Source organism: Microbacterium sp. NPDC055502, assembly GCF_053643635.1.
Genome location: NZ_JBSHKJ010000001.1, coordinates 313,603 through 330,784, shown reverse-complemented (window position 1 = coordinate 330,784; position 17,182 = coordinate 313,603). Strand labels below are relative to the sequence as shown.

At 72.5% G+C, this 17,182-nt stretch carries 19 protein-coding genes; 12 read left to right on the top strand and 7 right to left on the bottom strand.

Going from position 1 to position 17,182, the window contains the following annotated elements; all coding sequences use genetic code 11:
* The 5 genes from phnC to ACWH95_RS01690 are packed head-to-tail and all read left to right on the top strand — an operon-like array spanning position 1 to position 5,533.
* Positions 1-828: a phosphonate ABC transporter ATP-binding protein gene (gene phnC, locus ACWH95_RS01710; RefSeq protein ID WP_136036455.1), complete on the top strand. Its 828-nt coding sequence runs from the start codon at positions 1-3 to the stop codon at positions 826-828.
* Positions 825-2,594: a phosphonate ABC transporter, permease protein PhnE gene (gene phnE, locus ACWH95_RS01705; protein WP_452312730.1), complete on the top strand. Its 1,770-nt coding sequence runs from the start codon at positions 825-827 to the stop codon at positions 2,592-2,594. The genes phnC and phnE overlap by 4 nt, the downstream gene beginning before the upstream one ends.
* On the top strand, positions 2,591-3,730 hold the full coding sequence (locus tag ACWH95_RS01700; protein ID WP_281733181.1) for a TIGR03364 family FAD-dependent oxidoreductase: 1,140 nt from the start codon (positions 2,591-2,593) through the stop codon (positions 3,728-3,730). The genes phnE and ACWH95_RS01700 overlap by 4 nt, the downstream gene beginning before the upstream one ends.
* Positions 3,727-4,434 carry a phosphonatase-like hydrolase gene (locus ACWH95_RS01695; RefSeq protein ID WP_447653190.1) on the top strand — a complete coding sequence of 236 codons (708 nt, stop codon included), beginning with the start codon at positions 3,727-3,729 and terminating at the stop codon, positions 4,432-4,434. The genes ACWH95_RS01700 and ACWH95_RS01695 overlap by 4 nt, the downstream gene beginning before the upstream one ends.
* Before the next feature lie 10 nt (positions 4,435-4,444).
* The gene (locus tag ACWH95_RS01690; RefSeq protein ID WP_454120035.1) at positions 4,445-5,533 is read left to right on the top strand and encodes an alcohol dehydrogenase catalytic domain-containing protein; all 1,089 of its coding nucleotides are present in this window, start codon (positions 4,445-4,447) and stop codon (positions 5,531-5,533) included.
* On the opposite strand, the gene ACWH95_RS01685 is transcribed toward ACWH95_RS01690, so the two are convergent.
* The gene (locus ACWH95_RS01685; RefSeq protein ID WP_136033179.1) at positions 5,530-6,045 is read right to left on the bottom strand and encodes a CinA family protein; all 516 of its coding nucleotides are present in this window, start codon (positions 6,043-6,045) and stop codon (positions 5,530-5,532) included. The two genes, ACWH95_RS01690 and ACWH95_RS01685, sit on opposite strands and share 4 nt — an antisense overlap.
* A gap of 319 nt (positions 6,046-6,364) precedes the next feature.
* Here ACWH95_RS01685 and ACWH95_RS01680 point away from each other — a divergent pair, with 319 nt between their 5' ends.
* On the top strand, positions 6,365-7,048 hold the full coding sequence (locus tag ACWH95_RS01680; RefSeq protein WP_168443062.1) for a site-specific recombinase: 684 nt from the start codon (positions 6,365-6,367) through the stop codon (positions 7,046-7,048).
* Here ACWH95_RS01680 and ACWH95_RS01675 read toward each other — a convergent pair.
* Positions 7,045-7,554 (bottom strand): FHA domain-containing protein, encoded by a 510-nt coding sequence (locus tag ACWH95_RS01675; protein ID WP_454120034.1) that lies wholly within the window; start codon positions 7,552-7,554, stop codon positions 7,045-7,047. The two genes, ACWH95_RS01680 and ACWH95_RS01675, sit on opposite strands and share 4 nt — an antisense overlap.
* A 184-nt stretch (positions 7,555-7,738) precedes the next feature.
* Here ACWH95_RS01675 and ACWH95_RS01670 point away from each other — a divergent pair, with 184 nt between their 5' ends.
* From ACWH95_RS01670 to ACWH95_RS01660, 3 genes are all read left to right on the top strand, one after another.
* Entirely contained in the window at positions 7,739-8,083 is a 345-nt protein-coding gene (locus ACWH95_RS01670) for a DUF7882 family protein (protein ID WP_136033177.1), read from the top strand.
* 88 nt (positions 8,084-8,171) lie between these two features.
* Positions 8,172-9,071, top strand: coding sequence for an SDR family oxidoreductase (locus ACWH95_RS01665; protein WP_136033175.1), 900 nt, complete (start codon positions 8,172-8,174; stop codon positions 9,069-9,071).
* 59 nt (positions 9,072-9,130) lie between these two features.
* Positions 9,131-10,048: an EamA family transporter gene (locus ACWH95_RS01660; protein WP_136033181.1), complete on the top strand. Its 918-nt coding sequence runs from the start codon at positions 9,131-9,133 to the stop codon at positions 10,046-10,048.
* A gap of 8 nt (positions 10,049-10,056) precedes the next feature.
* Here ACWH95_RS01660 and ACWH95_RS01655 read toward each other — a convergent pair whose 3' ends face one another.
* Positions 10,057-10,821, bottom strand: a complete 765-nt coding sequence (locus ACWH95_RS01655) for a YidC/Oxa1 family membrane protein insertase (RefSeq protein ID WP_136045592.1) — start codon at positions 10,819-10,821, stop codon at positions 10,057-10,059.
* 61 nt (positions 10,822-10,882) lie between these two features.
* The gene (locus ACWH95_RS01650; protein WP_136033171.1) at positions 10,883-11,155 is read right to left on the bottom strand and encodes a DUF6412 domain-containing protein; all 273 of its coding nucleotides are present in this window, start codon (positions 11,153-11,155) and stop codon (positions 10,883-10,885) included.
* 84 nt (positions 11,156-11,239) lie between these two features.
* On the opposite strand from ACWH95_RS01650, the gene ACWH95_RS01645 reads away from it, so the two are divergent.
* Entirely contained in the window at positions 11,240-12,388 is a 1,149-nt protein-coding gene (locus ACWH95_RS01645) for an NAD(P)H-dependent flavin oxidoreductase (RefSeq protein WP_136033169.1), read from the top strand.
* 226 nt (positions 12,389-12,614) lie between these two features.
* Here the strand turns inward: ACWH95_RS01645 and ACWH95_RS01640 are convergent, their stop codons facing one another.
* Entirely contained in the window at positions 12,615-13,541 is a 927-nt protein-coding gene (locus ACWH95_RS01640) for a hypothetical protein (RefSeq protein WP_454120033.1), read from the bottom strand.
* Between the two features lie 254 nt (positions 13,542-13,795).
* Positions 13,796-14,647, bottom strand: coding sequence for a formyltetrahydrofolate deformylase (purU, locus tag ACWH95_RS01635; protein WP_136037330.1), 852 nt, complete (start codon positions 14,645-14,647; stop codon positions 13,796-13,798).
* Between the two features lie 84 nt (positions 14,648-14,731).
* Here purU and ACWH95_RS01630 point away from each other — a divergent pair, with 84 nt between their 5' ends.
* Both ACWH95_RS01630 and ACWH95_RS01625 read left to right on the top strand, forming a co-directional pair.
* The gene (locus tag ACWH95_RS01630) at positions 14,732-15,946 is read left to right on the top strand and encodes a cation:proton antiporter (RefSeq protein ID WP_136037329.1); all 1,215 of its coding nucleotides are present in this window, start codon (positions 14,732-14,734) and stop codon (positions 15,944-15,946) included.
* Positions 15,943-16,413: a glutaminase gene (locus tag ACWH95_RS01625; RefSeq protein WP_136033161.1), complete on the top strand. Its 471-nt coding sequence runs from the start codon at positions 15,943-15,945 to the stop codon at positions 16,411-16,413. The genes ACWH95_RS01630 and ACWH95_RS01625 overlap by 4 nt, the downstream gene beginning before the upstream one ends.
* A gap of 15 nt (positions 16,414-16,428) precedes the next feature.
* Here the strand turns inward: ACWH95_RS01625 and ACWH95_RS01620 are convergent, their stop codons facing one another.
* Positions 16,429-17,145 (bottom strand): glutamine amidotransferase-related protein, encoded by a 717-nt coding sequence (locus tag ACWH95_RS01620; protein ID WP_136033159.1) that lies wholly within the window; start codon positions 17,143-17,145, stop codon positions 16,429-16,431.
* Positions 17,146-17,182 lie beyond the last annotated feature (37 nt).

Here is a 17,182-nt window from a genome sequence, read left to right as displayed (position 1 = left end):
ATGACCGCGGCCACCGACACCCTCATCCGCCTCGACGGCGTGACCAAGACCTTCGGCAGCACCACGGCTCTGAGCGACGTGTCGCTCACCGTGGCCCGCGGCGAGATCGTCGTGCTGCTCGGCCTGTCCGGCTCAGGGAAGTCGACGCTCCTGCGACACCTCGACGGGCTCGAGGTGCCCACCGCCGGCACGGTCGACGTGCTCGGCGCCGCGGTCCCCGCGCTCCGCGGTCGGGCGCTGCGCGACCTGCGCAGCCGCGTCGGCTTCATCTTCCAGCAGTTCGAGCTCGTGCCGTCGCTGACCGTGCTGGAGAACGTGCTCACCGGCTCGCTCTCGCGCGTGCGCGGCCCCCGCCTCGGGCTCTGGGGCTACTCCCGCAGCGCGAGGCTGACCGCTCTCGAACACCTCGACCGGGTCGGCCTGCTCGACCGGGCGTACCAGCGCAGCGACACCCTCTCCGGGGGACAGCAGCAGCGCGTGGCCATCGCCCGTGCGCTCATGCAGAAGCCCGACATCCTGCTCGCGGACGAGCCCGTCGCCTCGCTCGACCCCGAGTCCAGCGAGCAGGTCATGGCCCTCATCCGCCGCATCGCCGCCGACGAGGGGCTCACCGTGGTGTGCAGCCTGCACCAGGTGGACCTCGCCATCAGCTGGGCCGACCGCATCGTGGGGCTGAGGCACGGAGAGGTCGTGCTCGACACCCCCACCGACGGCCTCAGCAAGGCGGAGGTCATGGAGATCTACGGACGTGTGGCCACGACGACCGCGGAGATCACGGCCGTGCAGGTCGAGCTCGCCGACGCAGCCACCCCGGCGGGCGTGGCATGACGGCCCTGGACACGTCGGCGGCGCCCGGCACCCGCGGCGGCGCGGCACCGCGCGGGGGCGCACCCACCGGTTCGGGCGGGGCGACCGTCGCGGCCCGTGCGCCCCGGCGCCGGCCCTCGCCGGAGCGCATCGCCGCGGGACTCACGCTCGTCGCGCTCGTCGTGCTCGGTGTGCTCGCGGTGCGCGACGTCGACATCTCGATCCCCGCGATGGTGCAGAGCTGGGGCAACGCGCAGAACTTCCTGGCCCGCGTCGGCGGCCTCTCCTTCCCGGAGCCCGGCGAGCTCCTGTGGCTCATCGCGCTGACGGTGGGCCTCGTGCTCGTGGGCACCCTGCTCGCCGCGGTGCTGTCGGTGCCGATCGCCTACCTCGCCGCCTCCAACACCACCCCGGGAGCGGGCTGGCGCGCCGCGGCGCGGTTCGTCGGCGTGCTGACCCGCGCCCTGCCCGACGTGGTGCTCGCGATGGCGTTCGTGCTGATGTTCTCGCTCGGCACCCTGCCCGGCATCCTCGCGATCGGCATCCACTCGATCGGCATGATCTCCAAGATGTTCGCCGACGCGATCGAGCAGATCGACGAGGGTCCGCGGCTGGCGATCCGGGCCGCGGGCGGCTCGAAGCTGCAGGAGTTCACCGCCGGCATCCTCCCGCAGGTGCTGCCGAGCTGGGTCGCGACCGTGCTGCACCGCAACGACATCAACCTGCGCGGCAGCGTCGTCCTCGGCTACGTCGGCGTCGCAGGGCTCGGTCTGGAGATGTCGTACGCGTTCAAGGCGCTCAACTACGGCAAGGGTCTCGGCATCGCGCTCGTGATCTTCGCGCTGTGCATCGCGATGGAGGTCGTGTCGAGCCTCGTGCGCGGGGCCATGCTGGGCGAGCAGCGGCAGACGCGCTCCTGGATGGACCGCCTGGTGCACCCCCGGCTGCGCCGCACGACCGCGCCCACCGCCGCCCGGTCGGAGTGGGCAGCGACACCGCAGACCGCCCTCCGCCGCCCCTGGACCGCGCAGCGCGTGCGCCACACCCTCGCCGGGGTCGCCGCCGTCCTGGTCGTGATCGGCAGCGTCGCGGTGAGCCAGATCACCTGGCTCGACCTCTTCACGTTCTGGGCCAAGCTCCCCGAGGTCGCCGCGCGCTTCTGGCCGCCGTCGTTCGGGAACTACGACGCGCCCGCGATGCTGGAGGCCATGCGCGAGACCGTCGCGATCGCGCTCGCCGCGACCGTGCTCACCCTGCTGCCCTCCCTGCTGCTCGGCTCGCTCGCCGCCCGCAACGTCGCCCCGAACGGAGCCGCGCGAGGGACCGCGCGCCTGCTGCTCGTCGGCATCCGCGGCATCCCGGAGCTCATCCTCGCGATCGTGCTCGTCGTCATCACGGGACTGGGCGCCCAGGCCGGCGTGATCGCGCTCGCGATCGGCGGCATCGGGTTGCTGGGCAAGCTCATCGCCGACTCCCTCGAAGAGGTCGACCGCGGACCGGAGCGCGCACTGCGTGCGGTCGGTGCGACCCGCCTGCAGACCTACGCGGCCGCCACCGTGCCGCAGGGGACCAGGGCGCTGATCGGGCACAGCTTCTACATGCTCGACACCAACATCCGTGCCGCCACCATCCTGGGCATCGTCGGCGGTGGCGGCGTGGGGTACTACCTGCTGAACGCCAGCCAGGGATCCCGCTACGAGACGGTGACCGCGATCGTCCTGATGATCCTGGTGACCGTGCTCGCGGTGGAGGGTCTCGCGATGTGGATGAGGAAGGTGTTCCGATGACCCGCGCGAACGACACCGCCGACGTGGTCGTGATCGGTGCGGGCATCGTGGGGCTCGGCGCCGCGTACGCCGCCGTCCGCCGGGGGCTGCGCGTGATCGTGCTCGACCGCAGCGACCGGCCCGTCGGTGCGACCGTGCGCAACTTCGGGCACCTGTGCATCGGCGCCCAGGGCGGAGACGCGCGGCGCTACGCCGACACCTCGCGCGAACTGTGGCTGCGGCTCGCCCGCGACGCCGGGTTCTGGCTGCGCGAGTCCGGCACGCTCGTGGCCGCCAGGCACCGGGACGAGCTGGACGTGCTGGAGGCCGCGGCGCACGATGGCGGCATCCGGATGCTGGACAGCGCCGAACTGCGCCGCCGGGCGCCGCTGCGCGCGGAGGGGCTGCACGGTGGCGCGCTCATCGATGCCGACCTGCAGACCGATCCGCGCACCGCGGCCGCCGCGATCGTGCGCCACCTCGCCGCGAACGGTGTGGACTTCCGCTTCCGCACCGCCGCGACCCGCCTCGCCGACGGACGGGTCGAGACCACGCGCGGTCGCATCGATGCCGGGGTCGTGGTCGTCGCCGTGAACCACGACCTCGACCAGCTGCTGCCCGAGGTCGCCGAGCGGCACGGTGTCGCCCGCTGCGCCCTCGACATGATGCGGGTCGCGGCGACCCTCCCGCGACCGCTCGACGCGCCCCTGCTCACCGGGTGGTCGCTCATCCGCTACGGCCGGTTCGCCGCGACCCCGCAGGCCGCGGCGCTGCGCGAGCGCCTACACGCCGAACGCCCCGACCTCGCCGCGCTCGACCTCAACCAGATGTACACGCAGCTGCCCGACGGCACCCTGATCCTGGGCGACTCGCACGCGACCGCGACCGCTCCCGCGCCGTTCCAGCCCGAGGCCGCGTTCGCCGCGTTCCTCGCGGAGGCTCTGGCGCTGTTCGACATGCCGGAGCCGCGCGTGATCGAGCGGTGGCAGGGCGTGTACGCCAAGGCCCCGGGCGAGTTCCTCGTCGACCGCGGCGACGACGGCACCCTGGTGATCGCCGCGACCACCGGCATCGGCATGACCTGCGGGCTCGGACTCGCCGAGCTCACCCTCGCCTCGGCCCTCGGCCGGGCACCCGCCCTGGAAGGAACACCATGACCACTCCGATCGAACTCGTCGTCCTCGACATGGCCGGCACCACCGTGCGCGACGACGGCGTGGTGGAGCAGGCGTTCCAGCGCGCCGCCGAGCGCACCGGGGTGGCCGCGCGGCTGCCGTGGGAGGAGGCGCTCGACCACGTGCGCGCCACCATGGGGCAGTCGAAGCTCGACGTCTTCCTGCACCTCGCCGACGGCGACCTCGCCGCCGCGCAGCGCGCCACGGCCGCGTTCGAGGACGCGTATGCGGAGATCGTCGCGGAACACGGCGTGACCGAGATCCCCGGGGCCGCGGACGCGATCCGGAGCCTCAAGGACGCCGGGCTCGCCGTGGCCCTGACCACCGGGTTCGCGCCAGTGACCCGGCAGGCGCTGCTCGACGGGCTCGGATGGGGCGACCTCGTCGACGTGGCGCTCTCGCCCGTGGACGCGGGCCGCGGCCGTCCGGCGCCCGACCTCGTGCTCACCGCGCTCCTGCGCTGCGGGGCCTCGGCGGTGCACGCGGTCGCGGTGGTCGGCGACACCGTGAGCGACGTGCAGTCCGGGCGCCGCGCCGGGGCCGGGTTCGTGGCGGGCGTGCTCACCGGCGCGCACGACCGCGCCGCCCTGAGCGGCGCGGGAGCCCACGCCGTGCTCGCCGACGTCACCGCCCTGCGCGGCGCGCTCGCCCAGCGCGACCTGCTGCCCACCGTCTCCGCGCGCTGAGCATCCGGCCATGGGAACCGTGCTGATCCGCCCGCCCGGTCACCGGAGGGACGTCGCCCTGCGCCCCGCCGCCACCGCCATGGTGTGGATCGGCGACGGGCACCCGCACGAGACCATCGCGGTGCCCGGCGTCGCCCTCGGCGACCACGACGTGCTGGTCGCTGTCGAGATGTCGACCATCTGCGGCTCCGACGTGCACACCGTGCAAGGGCGGCGCGCGGCCCCCACGCCGCTCGTGCTCGGGCACGAGAGCGTGGGGCGGGTCATCGCGCTCGGTGACGCCGGAGCGGACGCGACCGACGGGGCCCCGCTGCGCCTCGGCGACCGCGTGGTGTGGTCGGTCACGGTGTCGTGCGGCACGTGCGACCGCTGCCGCCGCGGGCTCACCCAGAAGTGCCGCGACCTGGGCAAGTACGGCCACGACAGGGTGGGCGTGCACGGCGACCTCACCGGCGCGTTCGCCAGCCACGTGCAGCTGCGCGCGGGGACGGCGGTCGCGCGGGTGCCGGAGTCACTGCCCGCCGCGGTGCTCGCGCCGGCGGGCTGTGCGACGGCGACCGCGTGGGCCGCGGTGACCAGGGCCGCGCGCGACATGCCCCTCGACGGCGCGACGGTGCGCGTGCACGGCGCCGGGCTGGTGGGGCTCTCCGCCGCGGCGATCGCCGTCGAACACGGGGCGGTGGTGGAGGTGCGCGACCCCGACCCCGCGCGACGGGCCCTCGCCGCGCGCTTCGGGGCCACCGCGCTCGACCGGGAGCCCGACGTCGTGATCGAGGCGTCGGGGCACGCGGTCGCGGAGGCACTGGCCGGGGTCGCGGTGGGTGGCACGGTCGTGCTGGTCGGCAGCGTGTTCCCCGCCGAGCCGGTCCCCGTGGATGCCGAGGCCGTGGTGCGGCGCCTGGTCACCGTGACCGGGGTGCACAACTACACGTCGCAGGACCTCGCCGACGCGGTCGCGTTCCTCGCCGGTCGCGGCCGCGCCTACCCCTTCGCGGACGCGGTCGGCGCCGTGCGCTCGCTGCTCGGCATCGACGCGGCCCTCACCGAAGCGGCGGCCCCCGGAGCCCCGCTGCGCATCGGCCTCGTGCCGGGCCGCTAGTCCTCGCCGCCCGACCCGCGGCGGGGCCCCGCGGGGTGCAGGCCCTCGGCGTGGAACGCGAGCAGGCGCACCGCGGCGTCGACGCTCGCCGACAGCACCTCGTCGGGGTCGCCCGTGAGCGCGAGCCGCCGGTGGCCCGAGTCCTCCGCGGTCGCCCAGCCGAGGTACACGGTGCCGGCGGGGTGGCCGCCCTCGGGGCCCGGGCCACCGACACCCGTGGTCGAGACGCAGATGTCCGCCTCGAACAGCCGCAGGGCCCCGGTGGCGAGCTGCTCGGCGCACGCCGCGGAGGTGGGGTCGGTTCCCGGCGTGAGACCGAGCACCCGCTCCTTGACCTCGGTGAAGTAGGCCACGATGCCGCCCGCGAACCAGTCGGACGCGCTCTCCCCGGCGCCGATGGTGTTCGCGAGCCGCCCGGACGTGAGCGACTCCGCCACGCTCACCCGCAGACCGCGGGTGCGGGCGAGCTCGCTCAGCCGCTCCAGCTCGGGCGTCTCGTTCGGCGCGGTCATCGCTCGCTGCTCTCGGACGTGCGCGTCATGGGCGATCCTCTCGTCTCGGTCGTCGCGCCACGCGTCCCGCCGCGGCGCCTGATCCGACGGTAGGGGACGGGGCGACACGGACGCAGGGGATTGACAAGGAGAGCGACGGCGTCAAGCCCCTGCCGGTGGTCGTCCGGCCCGGCCAGGGTCGGTCCATCGGACATCGCGAGGAGGCGGACATGGGAGAGCAGACGCGGGACACCGCGGGGATGCGTGCGGTCTTCTGGACGTGGGCGGGCATCATCGCGGTCGGGCTGGCGATCATGATCGCGCTGCCGCTGGGAGGTCGATGACCGTGCGGAGCCGGATCAGGGATCACGCCCTCAGCCTGTTCTTCCTCGCGCTGTTCGCGGCGGCGCTGATCGGCCAGTCGATCGCCGGATACCTGCGCAACAACGACGAGCTCGTGGAGCACGGGCAGGCCACGATCGGCTTCCTCGACTTCGTGTGGTCGTCGGACTTCGCGGTCGACGTGGCCGAGAACTGGCAGTCCGAGTTCCTGCAGTTCTTCCTGTTCATCGCCGCGACGATCTGGTTCGTGCAGCGCGGTTCACCCGAGTCGAAGAAACCGGGAGACGAGGGTCCGGGGAGCGACGCGGATCAGCTGGTGGGACGCCACGCCCGCCCTGACTCCCCGCGATGGGCCAGGGCGGGCGGGTGGCGCGCCGCCGTGTTCGGCAACTCGCTGCTGATCGTGATGGGGGCGGTGTTCCTGCTGTCGTGGTTGGCGCAGTCGCTCGCCGGGACCGTCGTGATGAACGCGGAGAACGCGCAGCACGGCGCGGCGGCGATCACCTGGCTGGACTACGTGGTCTCGCCCGACTTCTGGGATCGGACGCTGCAGAACTGGCAGTCGGAGTTCCTGGCCGTCGGCACCATGGTCGCGTTCGCGATCTACCTGCGTCAGCGCGGGTCAGCCGAATCGAAGCCCGTGGGGACGCCGCATCACACCTCGGCGTCGGAGTCCGACTAAGGCGCGCGCTCGCCGTCGCCGTCGTAGTCGGGGCGCGGCGGCTGCAGCGGCTGGTCGGAGTACTCCCCGCCGAGGCGTCCGCCGTAGGGGCGCCCGTGGTCGGCGAACTCGTCGCGGGCGAAGACCAGCTCCCACGGGCCGACCGTGAACCGCGAGCCGGTGCGCAGCGTCTCGGTGCGCTCGCCGGGGTGCGTGGCGTCGGCGTCGGGGTTCGAGTTCATCTCCCCGTCGGCGTGCAGCGTCACCACGTACTCGTCGCGGTCGTCGTGCACCACCGTGGCGTGCACGGGCTCGGTGTCGGCGAGGCGCAGCTCGTTGCCCGCCGCCGATCCGATGCGCACCTCGTCGACGTCGAGGGCGAACTCGGTGCGCTCGTCGTCGCGGCGCACGCGCAGGCGCGGGTTGCCGGCGCCCCGTTCGGCGTGGGTGGTGCCGGGCGTGTAGCCCTCGTCGGGACGGTCGTCGATGTGGCGTGCGTTCATGGCGGTGCCCTCCTCGGGTGTCATGGCCCCGAGGCTAGTCCGCTCCGGCTTCCCGCGCGCGGGGCTTGACTTCCGTGCCTCGCGCGCTCCAGGCAGCCACTCGGCCCGCGGAGTTGCGGCCCGCCCGGGGCGAGGGCTTACGCTACCCCCAGGGCACGATCCCGGCGGTGGCCGGGCGGGAACCGGATCGACCGAGGAGCATCACCCGATGGGCAAGTTCATCTACGAAGGAAGCGTGAAGAGCGAGATCGAGGATCGCGCCCTCACGCACCTGCAGCTCGTGATCACGGCGAAGCTGCGCCGGGGGGAGCCGTTCCCGTTCAGCTGGCGTGAGGACGCGAGCGTGGGCGGCGGACGCACCACGGTGTGGATCCAGCCGGGCAGCTCGCTCGTCTTCAAGTACTTCGGCAGCCGGCAGCCCTCGATCAACCGCGCCTGGATCGAGGCGCTCGCCTTCACCGCCAACGCCCCCAGCGGCCTGTACCTGGTGCCGGAGCCCGCGGAGGCGGGCGAGCAGCCGGGCGGAGACACCCCGGTCACACCGCCGCTCTGAGGTGTCAACCCCCTGCCCCCGGTCGGCGGTTGCCGTGATGCTCGATCCGAGCACGACACGACAGCCACTCGACACAGGAGGAGCGGACATGACCGACACCACCCGCGACAGCGGCCTCACTGACCCCCGGCACGCGCACCGCGAGGAGGGCTTCCCGGCGCAGAGCCAGGATCAGCCCGGACTCACCGAGCGCACCACGCCCGAACCCGACCACGGCGAGTCCTCGTACGTGGGCCACGGACGGCTCGAGGGGCGACGCGCGCTCATCACCGGCGGTGACTCGGGCATCGGTCGCGCGGTCGCGATCGCCTTCGCCAGGGAGGGTGCCGACGTCGCGATCGTGCACATGCCCGAGGAGCAGGACGACGCGGAGGACACGCTGGCCCTCGTGCGCGAGGCCGGACGCACCGGCGTCAGCATCCCCGGCGACGTGCGGGACGAGGCGTTCGCGACGGAGGCGGTGCACCGGGCGCGGACCGAGCTCGGGGGACTCGACGTGCTGGTGCTGAACGCCGCCTACCAGCACGACATCGACGGCTTCGAGAACCTCGACACCGAGAAGATGCGTCGCGTGTTCGACACGAACCTGGCCGGGCTGATCTTCTCCGCGCGCGCCGCCTTCCCCGACCTGGAGCCCGGCGCCAGCATCATCGTCACCTCATCGGTGCAGTCGGCGCAGCCCTCGCCGGGACTGATCGACTACGCCATGACGAAGGCCGCGCAGGTCGCGTTCGTGAAGGCGCTCGCCGAGGAGGCGGGCCCGCGCGGTATCCGCGTGAACGCTGTGGCGCCCGGGCCGATCTGGACGCCGCTGATCCCCGCTACCGGGTGGGGTCCCGAGCGCCTGGAGACCTTCGGGCAGGACACCCCGCTCGGACGCGCCGGACAGCCGGCCGAACTCGCCGGCGCCTACGTGTTCCTCGCGTCGGAGGAGTCGTCGTACGTCTCGGGCACGGTCGTCGCGGTGACCGGGGGCAAGGCCCTCTGAGGCCCCATCGAGCTGCGTGGGCGGCGGGGCGACGGGCTCCCGCCGCCTAAGCTCGTATGGTGCAGAAACCCGCGGCATCCGGCACCCTCGTGGGGGTCGCGCTCGTCATCGGCTCGTGCCTCTCGCTGCCGTTCGGGGCCGCCGTCGCCGCGCAGCTCTTCCCCGTCCTCGGCCCCTGGGGCGTGACCTCGCTGCGGGTCGCGATCGCCGCGGTGCTGCTGGTCGTGCTCGTGCGCCCGAGGGTGCGTGGGTGGACGCGGCAGCAGTGGCTCGCGGCCGTGCTCTTCGGGGTGTCGCTCGCCGCGATGAACGGCTTCTTCTATGCCGCCATCGACCGCATCCCGCTCGGGCCGGCCGTGGCGATCGAGTTCCTCGGCCCGCTCGTGCTCGCGGCCGTGCTCACCCGGCGGCTCGCCGATGCCGTCTGGGTCGCGGTGGCCCTGCTCGGCATGGCGCTGCTCGGCATCGACGGCCTGATCGGCGCGGAGCCCCTCGACCCGCTCGGCGTGGTTTTCATCCTGATCGCGGCCGGCTTCTGGGTGATGTACATCCGGATGAGCGCCCGCGTCGGAGCCCTCATCCCCGGCAGCAGCGGGCTCGCGATGGGGCTCGTCGTGGCGGCGGTGCTGCTGATCCCCGTGGGGGTGCCCGCGGCCGCGACGGTCGCCGCCGACCCGTCGCTGCTGCTGCTGGCCGCGGTGACGGCCGTGCTGTCGTCGGTCATCCCGTACAGCTTCGAGCTGGCGGCGCTGCGTCGCCTGCCGCAGCGGGTGTTCGGGGTGCTCCTGAGCCTGGAGCCCGCGTTCGCGACCCTCGCCGGATGGCTCCTCCTGGGGCAGGACGCGACGGTGCTGCGGCTGCTGGCCGTCGCGCTCGTGATCGCCGCGAGCGTGGGGACGACCCTCGGCGTGCGCCGGGACCGGAGGGGTGAGGAGCCGTCCGGCCCCTTCACCGCCCCGATCCCGCTGCCCGACTGACCCCGAGGTCACGCGCGGGCGGCGGCGGGCTCCGGCAGGGGGAACCGCCGGCGGAGCACCACGCGCTGCACGAGCGTCCACACGACCGTGACCGTGAGGTAGAGCGCGGCCGCGAGCGGGACGAACGCCGCGAACACGGCCGTGAGGTAGTGCAGCGCCGACATCGCCCGCAGCACCCCGGGCGAGCTGAGCGGCGAGTCGTCGCCCTCGACGGGCGCGGGGCGGAACACGCGCCGGGTGACCTCGGCGACCGCGATCATCACCGCCAGCAGCACCCCGAACACCGCGAACGTCGCCGGGGTCGCGGTGCCGCCGAACAGTGCGGAGACCAGGCTCGTGCCCAGCGGGGCGCCGAACAGGTCGTGCGCCAGCAGGTCGTTCGGGTGTCCGGCGATCTCCGGCCGCAGGAACAGCGTGTAGAGCAGCCCGACGACCGGGGCCTGGGCCAGCACGGGGAGCATCCCGGCGAACGGCGAGGTGTTCTCGGAGCGGTAGAGCTCCATCATCTCCTTCTGCAGCCGCTCGGGGTTCTTCTTGTGCCGACGCTGCAGTTCGCGCAGCCGGGGAGCGAGGCGCGCCCTGGTCTGCTCGGCCCTCGCCTGCGAGATGCCGACGGGGATGAGGAGGGCACGCACCAGGAGCGTGACGAGCACCACGGCGAGGGCCGCGGCGGACGGGCCGGCGAGGGGCTCGAGGGCGGTGGAGAGGCCGGTCAGGGCCGTGTAGGCCGCGTTCAGGAGCGCGGCGAGGGGAGGGAAGGCGAAGATGTCCACGGGTGTCCGTTCGTGAGGTCGGGAAGGGTCGGCGAAGGCCGCGCGCTCCCGTCGGAACGGGCTACGCGGCGATCGCGACTCCCGGCGCCCGCGGACGCGGATGCCCCGCGGCATCCGGGTCGCTCTGCGGCAGCAGAGTGCCGACGTCGATGGCGCGGAGGGGATGCGGGGCGTCGGCCTCCGGTCGCTGGCGCACGCTCAGCACGACGGCGAGGGTCAGCGCGGTGACCGCGAGGAGGGCCACGGCGAGCCCGAGCGCGGTGGCATCGGGAAGAGCGACGAGCCCGAGCGCGGTCGCGACGATGCCGAGCATCTGCCCGATCCACTGCCGCATGTGCACACCCCGCTCTCTGCCACCGAGGCTAGCAGGGGGCGTCGTCCCGCCCGCGGCCGTCCGCCGCGGGCGTAACGTCGAAGCATGAGCGACCTGCGCACCCTGTTCGGCATCACGCACCCGATCGTCCTCGGTCCCTTCGGCGGGCTGTCGTCCGTCGCGCTCACCGCGGCCGTGAGCAACGCCGGGGGCCTGGGGTCGTTCGGCCTCTATGGCTACGACGGCGACCGTATCCGGGCGACCGGGTCCGAGCTGCGCGCCGCGACCGACCGGCCGTTCGCGCTGAACATCTGGTTGCCGACCGGCGACGAGGTCGAGCCCAACCCGCAGCACACGGTCTTCGCCCAGGCGCTCCAGCCGTTCTACGAGGCCGTGGGGGTCGCCGTGCCGACGCGGCCGGAGCGCTACGTCCCGCCGCTCGACGAGCAGCTCGACGCGATCTGGGAGGTCGCCCCGGCGGTGCTCAGCGTGGTGTTCGGCGTGCCGTCGCCCGAGGTCGTCGCGGAGGCTCACGACCGGGGCATCCGGATCGTCGGCACGGCCACGACGGTGGCGGAGGCCGTCGCGCTCGCCGAGGCCGGTGTGGATGCGGTGGTGGCGACCGGAGCGGAGGCCGCCGGACACCGGGTGTCGTTCCTGCGTCCCGCCGAGGAGTCCCTGGTGGGGACGTTCGCGCTCGTGCCGCAGGTGGTGGACGCGGTCGGGGTGCCGGTGATGGCGGCGGGCGGCATCGCGGACCGCCGCGGCGTCGCGGCCGCCCTCGCCCTCGGTGCCGCCGGCGTGCAGGTGGGGACGGCCTTCCTCGCCACGGACGAGTCCGCGGCGACCGCGGCGCACCGGGATGCGATCCGCGCGACCGCCGCGGACGACACCGTTTTGACCCGGGCGATGAGCGGACGGCTCGCGCGCGGCGCCCGCAACCGCGCCGTGCGGGCGATCGAGGCGAGCGGCACCATCGCCCCCTTCCCGATGCAGAACTGGCTCACTGGCCGCTTCCGCACGGCGGCCGGGGAGCAGAACCTCGGCGAGCTGCAGTCGCTGTGGCTGGGCCAGGCGGCTCCGCTCGCCCGCGGCACCACCGCCGCCGACGTGTTCGCCGAGCTCGCCGCCGGGCTTGTCGATGGGCGTGTCCTCGTCGAGTGGATCCGGGACGAGAGGCTGCCTGATCGACTATCCCGTGCGACCTCTGAGCTTGATAGCCGGATTCGGGAGAACCGGCATGCCTGGGAGTGATTCGTTGGCGATCTCAGTGCACCCGTGTCGGTCTGTGCAGCAAAACGCCCGCACTTCCGTCGGGCGGAAGCGCGGGCGATCGCTGCGGAACTACGCCCACTGCCGGCTCTACTCGCGCGGCGTACGTCGGTTCTTGCGGTGCTTCTTATGTGACCTGCTCGCGATGGCGAAGAACACCACCAAGAAGAACATCGCAGACATCATCACCCAGAGCATGCGGGCAAACCTAACACTTCACGCTCGTGGGAATGAACGACGGGACGTCGAGCTTGAGGCAGCGACCTTCGCCGGACGCGTTGCCTGCCACGGTCGCGATCGCCGCAACTGCGCCCGCACCAACCGTGTACAGCACGGCGCTGACAGCTACCCCGCCAGGCAGCGCTGCGATCGCTGCACCCGCGGCGAGAATGAACCCGACGACGGCGCCTGTGTCTCGCATGCTTCGGGTTTCGGACTTGTTGTAATAGATCGAGAAGTAGTAACCGTGGCCAACGACGCGAGGATCAGCGGTCACGGGGAAAGCGGTGTTCGCGTCCGGTTTGATTCTCTGCAGGAGTTGGTTCCCGACGAGCTCGAAGGACGTTGCAACTTCCGCGCCGTTGGCATCGACGGCCCAGGGAGCGTCGATTGTTGCCAGAACGAATTCGCCGCTGAGTCCGTGCTTCCCCAGAGCGTCACGGAGAACAGGGCCGGGAACGATGTCGTAGCCTCCATCTGAACGCTTCTGAGCAGCCCACCCTTCCGGAATCTCGGTAGCGTACTTGGACACGAGATTCGAATCAGCGTCAGTGAATACCGTCAGAAGCCGCGCGCTCCCATCGGAGAGCACCTGCGCGGTGGTATCCGCGCCGTCTGAACTTCTGCTGTCCTGAGCTGTGAGCGTGAGCGACGGTCCCGAGTCGAGGTCGTACGAAATGCTCGCTTCCTGATGGTGTGCGTTCTCCGCCACCAGGGCGCCCTCCCCTGTGCTCAAGTCGACCGAAGCCGACTCGTGCTGATCGTTGATGACCTGTGCGTTCAGCGGCGCTTGTGCGATGGCATCCGCTACAGGATCACGTTCCTCCGCGCTGGCCGCCGTGACTCCGGATGCCACGAGCGCACCGGAGAGAAGCGCAGCATAGATCGCCAGTCTCGTCGTTCTCTTTGTCCTCATCGTTTCGTCCCCATTTCTGATACGGAGGCCAGGTCGACTCTCCGTTCCCATTCTTAGACGGGAGCCAAAAACTGTATGTAGGGTCTTCGGCCTACAGGCATATCACCTGTAACGTGATACTGGGCGGCCGACTTCAGTCGTTGTATGCCGCTCCTATAGGACTCGGCATGAAGGTACGACCGTCACTCCCCACCGCGGCGTCCCACGGTCTCGCCGTCGACGTGCTCGCCGGGCTCCCGGGGGAGTGAAGCGGGTCAGAGGATGACGGTCGAGCGGCCGTGCACGATCACGCGGTCCTCGGCGTGCCACTGCACGGCGCGCGCGAGCACGAGGCGCTCGACGTCGGCGCCCCGGCTCTGCAGCTCGGCGGCGGACTCGGAGTGCGTCACCCGCGTGACGTCCTGCTCGATGATCGGCCCCTCGTCGAGGTCGGCCGTGGCGTAGTGCGCGGTCGCGCCGATCAGCTTCACGCCGCGCTCCTTGGCCCTGGCGTACGGGTTGGCGCCGATGAACGCGGGCAGGAACGAGTGGTGGATGTTGATGACGGGGGCTTCGAGGCGCGTGATGAAGTCGTCCGTGAGGATCTGCATGTAGCGGGCGAGCACGACCAGGTCGACGTTGCCCTGCAGCAGTTCGAGCTGTCGCTCCTCCATGGCCTGCTTGTCGCCCGAGGGGATGTGCACGAACGGCACGCCGAACGAGCGCACGGCCTCGGCGAGGTCGGGATGGTTCGACACGACCATGGTGATGTCGATGTCGAGCTGCCCGCGCTGCGTGCGCCACAGCAGCTCCATGAGGCAGTGGTCGTACTTCGACACGAAGATCGCGACGCGCTTGCGCCGGGACACGTCGTGCAGCGACCACTCCATGCCGAAGCGCTCCGCGACGTCGGCGATGTCGGCCTCGAGGGCGGGGCGCGCGGCGGCCAGACCGGGGAGGTGGATGACGGTGCGCTGGAAGAAGCGTCCGCCCTCGGAGTCGGTGGAGTGCTGGTCGAGCGAGATGATGTTCGCACCGTGCCGCGCGAGCACACCGGCGACCGCGGCGACGATGCCGGGTTGGTCGTCGCAGGCGATCAGCAGGCGGGCGGTATCGGGCTGGCTCATGGGGGCTCCTCCAGGGTGTGCCTCGATTCTGCCGTGTCGCGCGGGCGGGGAGCGAATCGCCGGGGGCGTCGCTACCCTGAGACCGTGGACGCGAGCGACGTCGGCCTGGTGCTGATCCCCCTGCTGGCGGTCGCCGCCCCTCTGCTCGCCCGGGGCGTCCGGCCGCTCGTGCGCGTGCCGATCATCGTGTTCGAGCTCGTGCTGGGGATCCTCGTCGGCCCCGCCGTGCTCGGCTGGGTCGAGCCGGGTCCGCTGCTGGAGAAGCTGAGCGACTTCGGCCTGGCCGTGCTGTTCTTCGTCGCGGGCTCCGAGATCGACTTCCGCACGGTCGCCGGGAAGCCGCTCGCCCGGGCGTCGCTCGGGTGGCTGCTCAGCGTGCTGCTCGGGATCGGGCTCGGGTTCTTCTTCGCGCCGGGGGAGGGCATGGTCGTCATCGGGATCGCCCTCAGCTCCACCGCCCTCGGCACCCTCATGCCGATCCTCCGCGATGCGCGGGAGCTGGACACCCCGTTCGGCCGGGCGATCAGCACGATCGGGGCGGTCGGGGAGTTCCTGCCGCTGATCGCCATCTCCCTGTTCCTCAGCACCAGGACCACGCCCCTGGCGACCGCGGTCCTGCTGACCTTCGTGGTGCTCGCCGGACTCGCCGTTCTGATCGCCCACCGCATGCCGCACGGGCGACTGCACGGCATCGTGCGGGCGACGCTGCACACCTCCGACCAGTTCGGGGTGCGGTTCGTGATCCTGCTGATCGCCGCCCTGGTCGGACTCAGCGTGATGCTCGACCTCGACATGCTGCTGGGGGCGTTCGTCGCCGGCGCGATCTGGCGGATCATCATGGCGCGGGCCCCGAAGAAGGACGCCGAAGAGGTGGAGAGCAAGATCGAGGCGATCGCGTTCGGCTTCCTCGTGCCGATCTTCTTCCTCTACACCGGCGTCACGTTCGACCTCGACGCGCTGCGCTCCTCGCCGACGGCACTGGCGCTGGTGCCGGTGTTCCTGGTCGCGCTGCTGGTGTTCCGCGGGTCGGCCGCACAACTGTCCGCGCCGGCGGGAGCGGGCCTGCGCGACCGTACCGCCCTGGGCCTGCTCGCCGCGACCGGTCTGCCCATCATCGTGGCCGTCACCGGCATCGGCGTGGATCAGGACATGCTCGACACGGGCACGGCCGCGGCGCTCGTCGGTGCCGGCATGCTGTCCGTGCTGCTGTACCCGCTGATCGGCATGACCCTCCGCGGCGACCGCGCTCCGGTGGTCGGGCCCGCCCTCGCCGACCGCACGAGGCAGGGGGAGCTGTGACCTCCGCCTCCGCCCTGCTGACCGACGCGGTGGCCGCGCTCGCCGGGGTGCCGCGCGAGGGGCTCGGCGAGGAACGGGAGTCGCGCTGGCGCGGCCGCCGCATCGTGCGCGTGGGGGACGCCTGGCATCTGGGCGTGCTGCTGCTCACCGACACGCACGCCCTCGCCACCGCCGAGGTGCTGCGGGCGGCCGACCCCGGACGCCGCGGCTACACGGCCGAGTCGGCACGGGCGCGCGCCGAGCGCCGAGCGGAGGCTCTGCGCGGTGGCTTCCGGGAGGGCGAGGTGGTGCACGTGGGCTGGAGCGTGATCGACGTCGCCGGGGTGGACGCGGGCGGCTCCTCGGGCCCGCTCGCCCTCGTCGACGGGGTGCCATCGGTGCGGTGGAGCACCGCGGGCGGCTTCATGCCCCTGGAGTCGTATCTCCGCGAGCGGATCGAGCTGCTGCGCGGGGGCGCCACCGCGTGAGGGCGCGGTGACGGCTCAGGCGAAGGTCTCCGCGAAGCGTCGCAGCAGCGCGGCCCCCTCGGTGACCGACGCCGCGAGCACCTCCCGCTGCACGGCGTCGAACCGCTCGGGGTCGAAGTAGCCCGTGGTGCGGTAGAACGTCATCCGGTCGGCGAAGTCGCGCGGCGTGGGCTCCGGGTGGAACTGCGCCGCGTACAGGTGCGACCCCACCCGGTAGGCCTGCACGGGGCAGGCGTCGTTCGTGGCGAGCAGCACCGCGCCCGGAGGCACGGCCGCGGCGCTCTCCTTGTGCGCGGTGAACACCGTGAGCGCGGGCCCGCTGGGCCCGAACACGGGGTCGGCGTCGCCCTCCGCCGTCGTGCGGATCACGGTCGCGCTCGCCGGCTCCGGCATGGTCGTGACCACCTCGCCGCCCCGCATCCGCGTGAGCACGCCGATGCTGAAGCACGTGAAGAACGCCGCCACGGTGGCCGCGGTCGCGGCGTGCGCGATCGTCTCCAGATCGGCCTCCACGCGCTGCTGCGTCGGGCTCTTCACCCGGTCGCTCACGTTGAACGGCGATCCCCCGATCACGATGCCCCGGTAGCGCTCCAGATGCGCGGGGCTCAGCGGCTCATGCAGGAGGTCGAGCCGGTCGACCACGTCGACGCCGAGCGCCCGGCGGAAGGAGGCGTGCTCGGCGTCGGCCGCCCCGACCTCGGGACGCACGCAGACATAGAGGAGCGAGGCCATCAGGAGATTCTAACGAGGGGCCGGGACGGCGCCGACG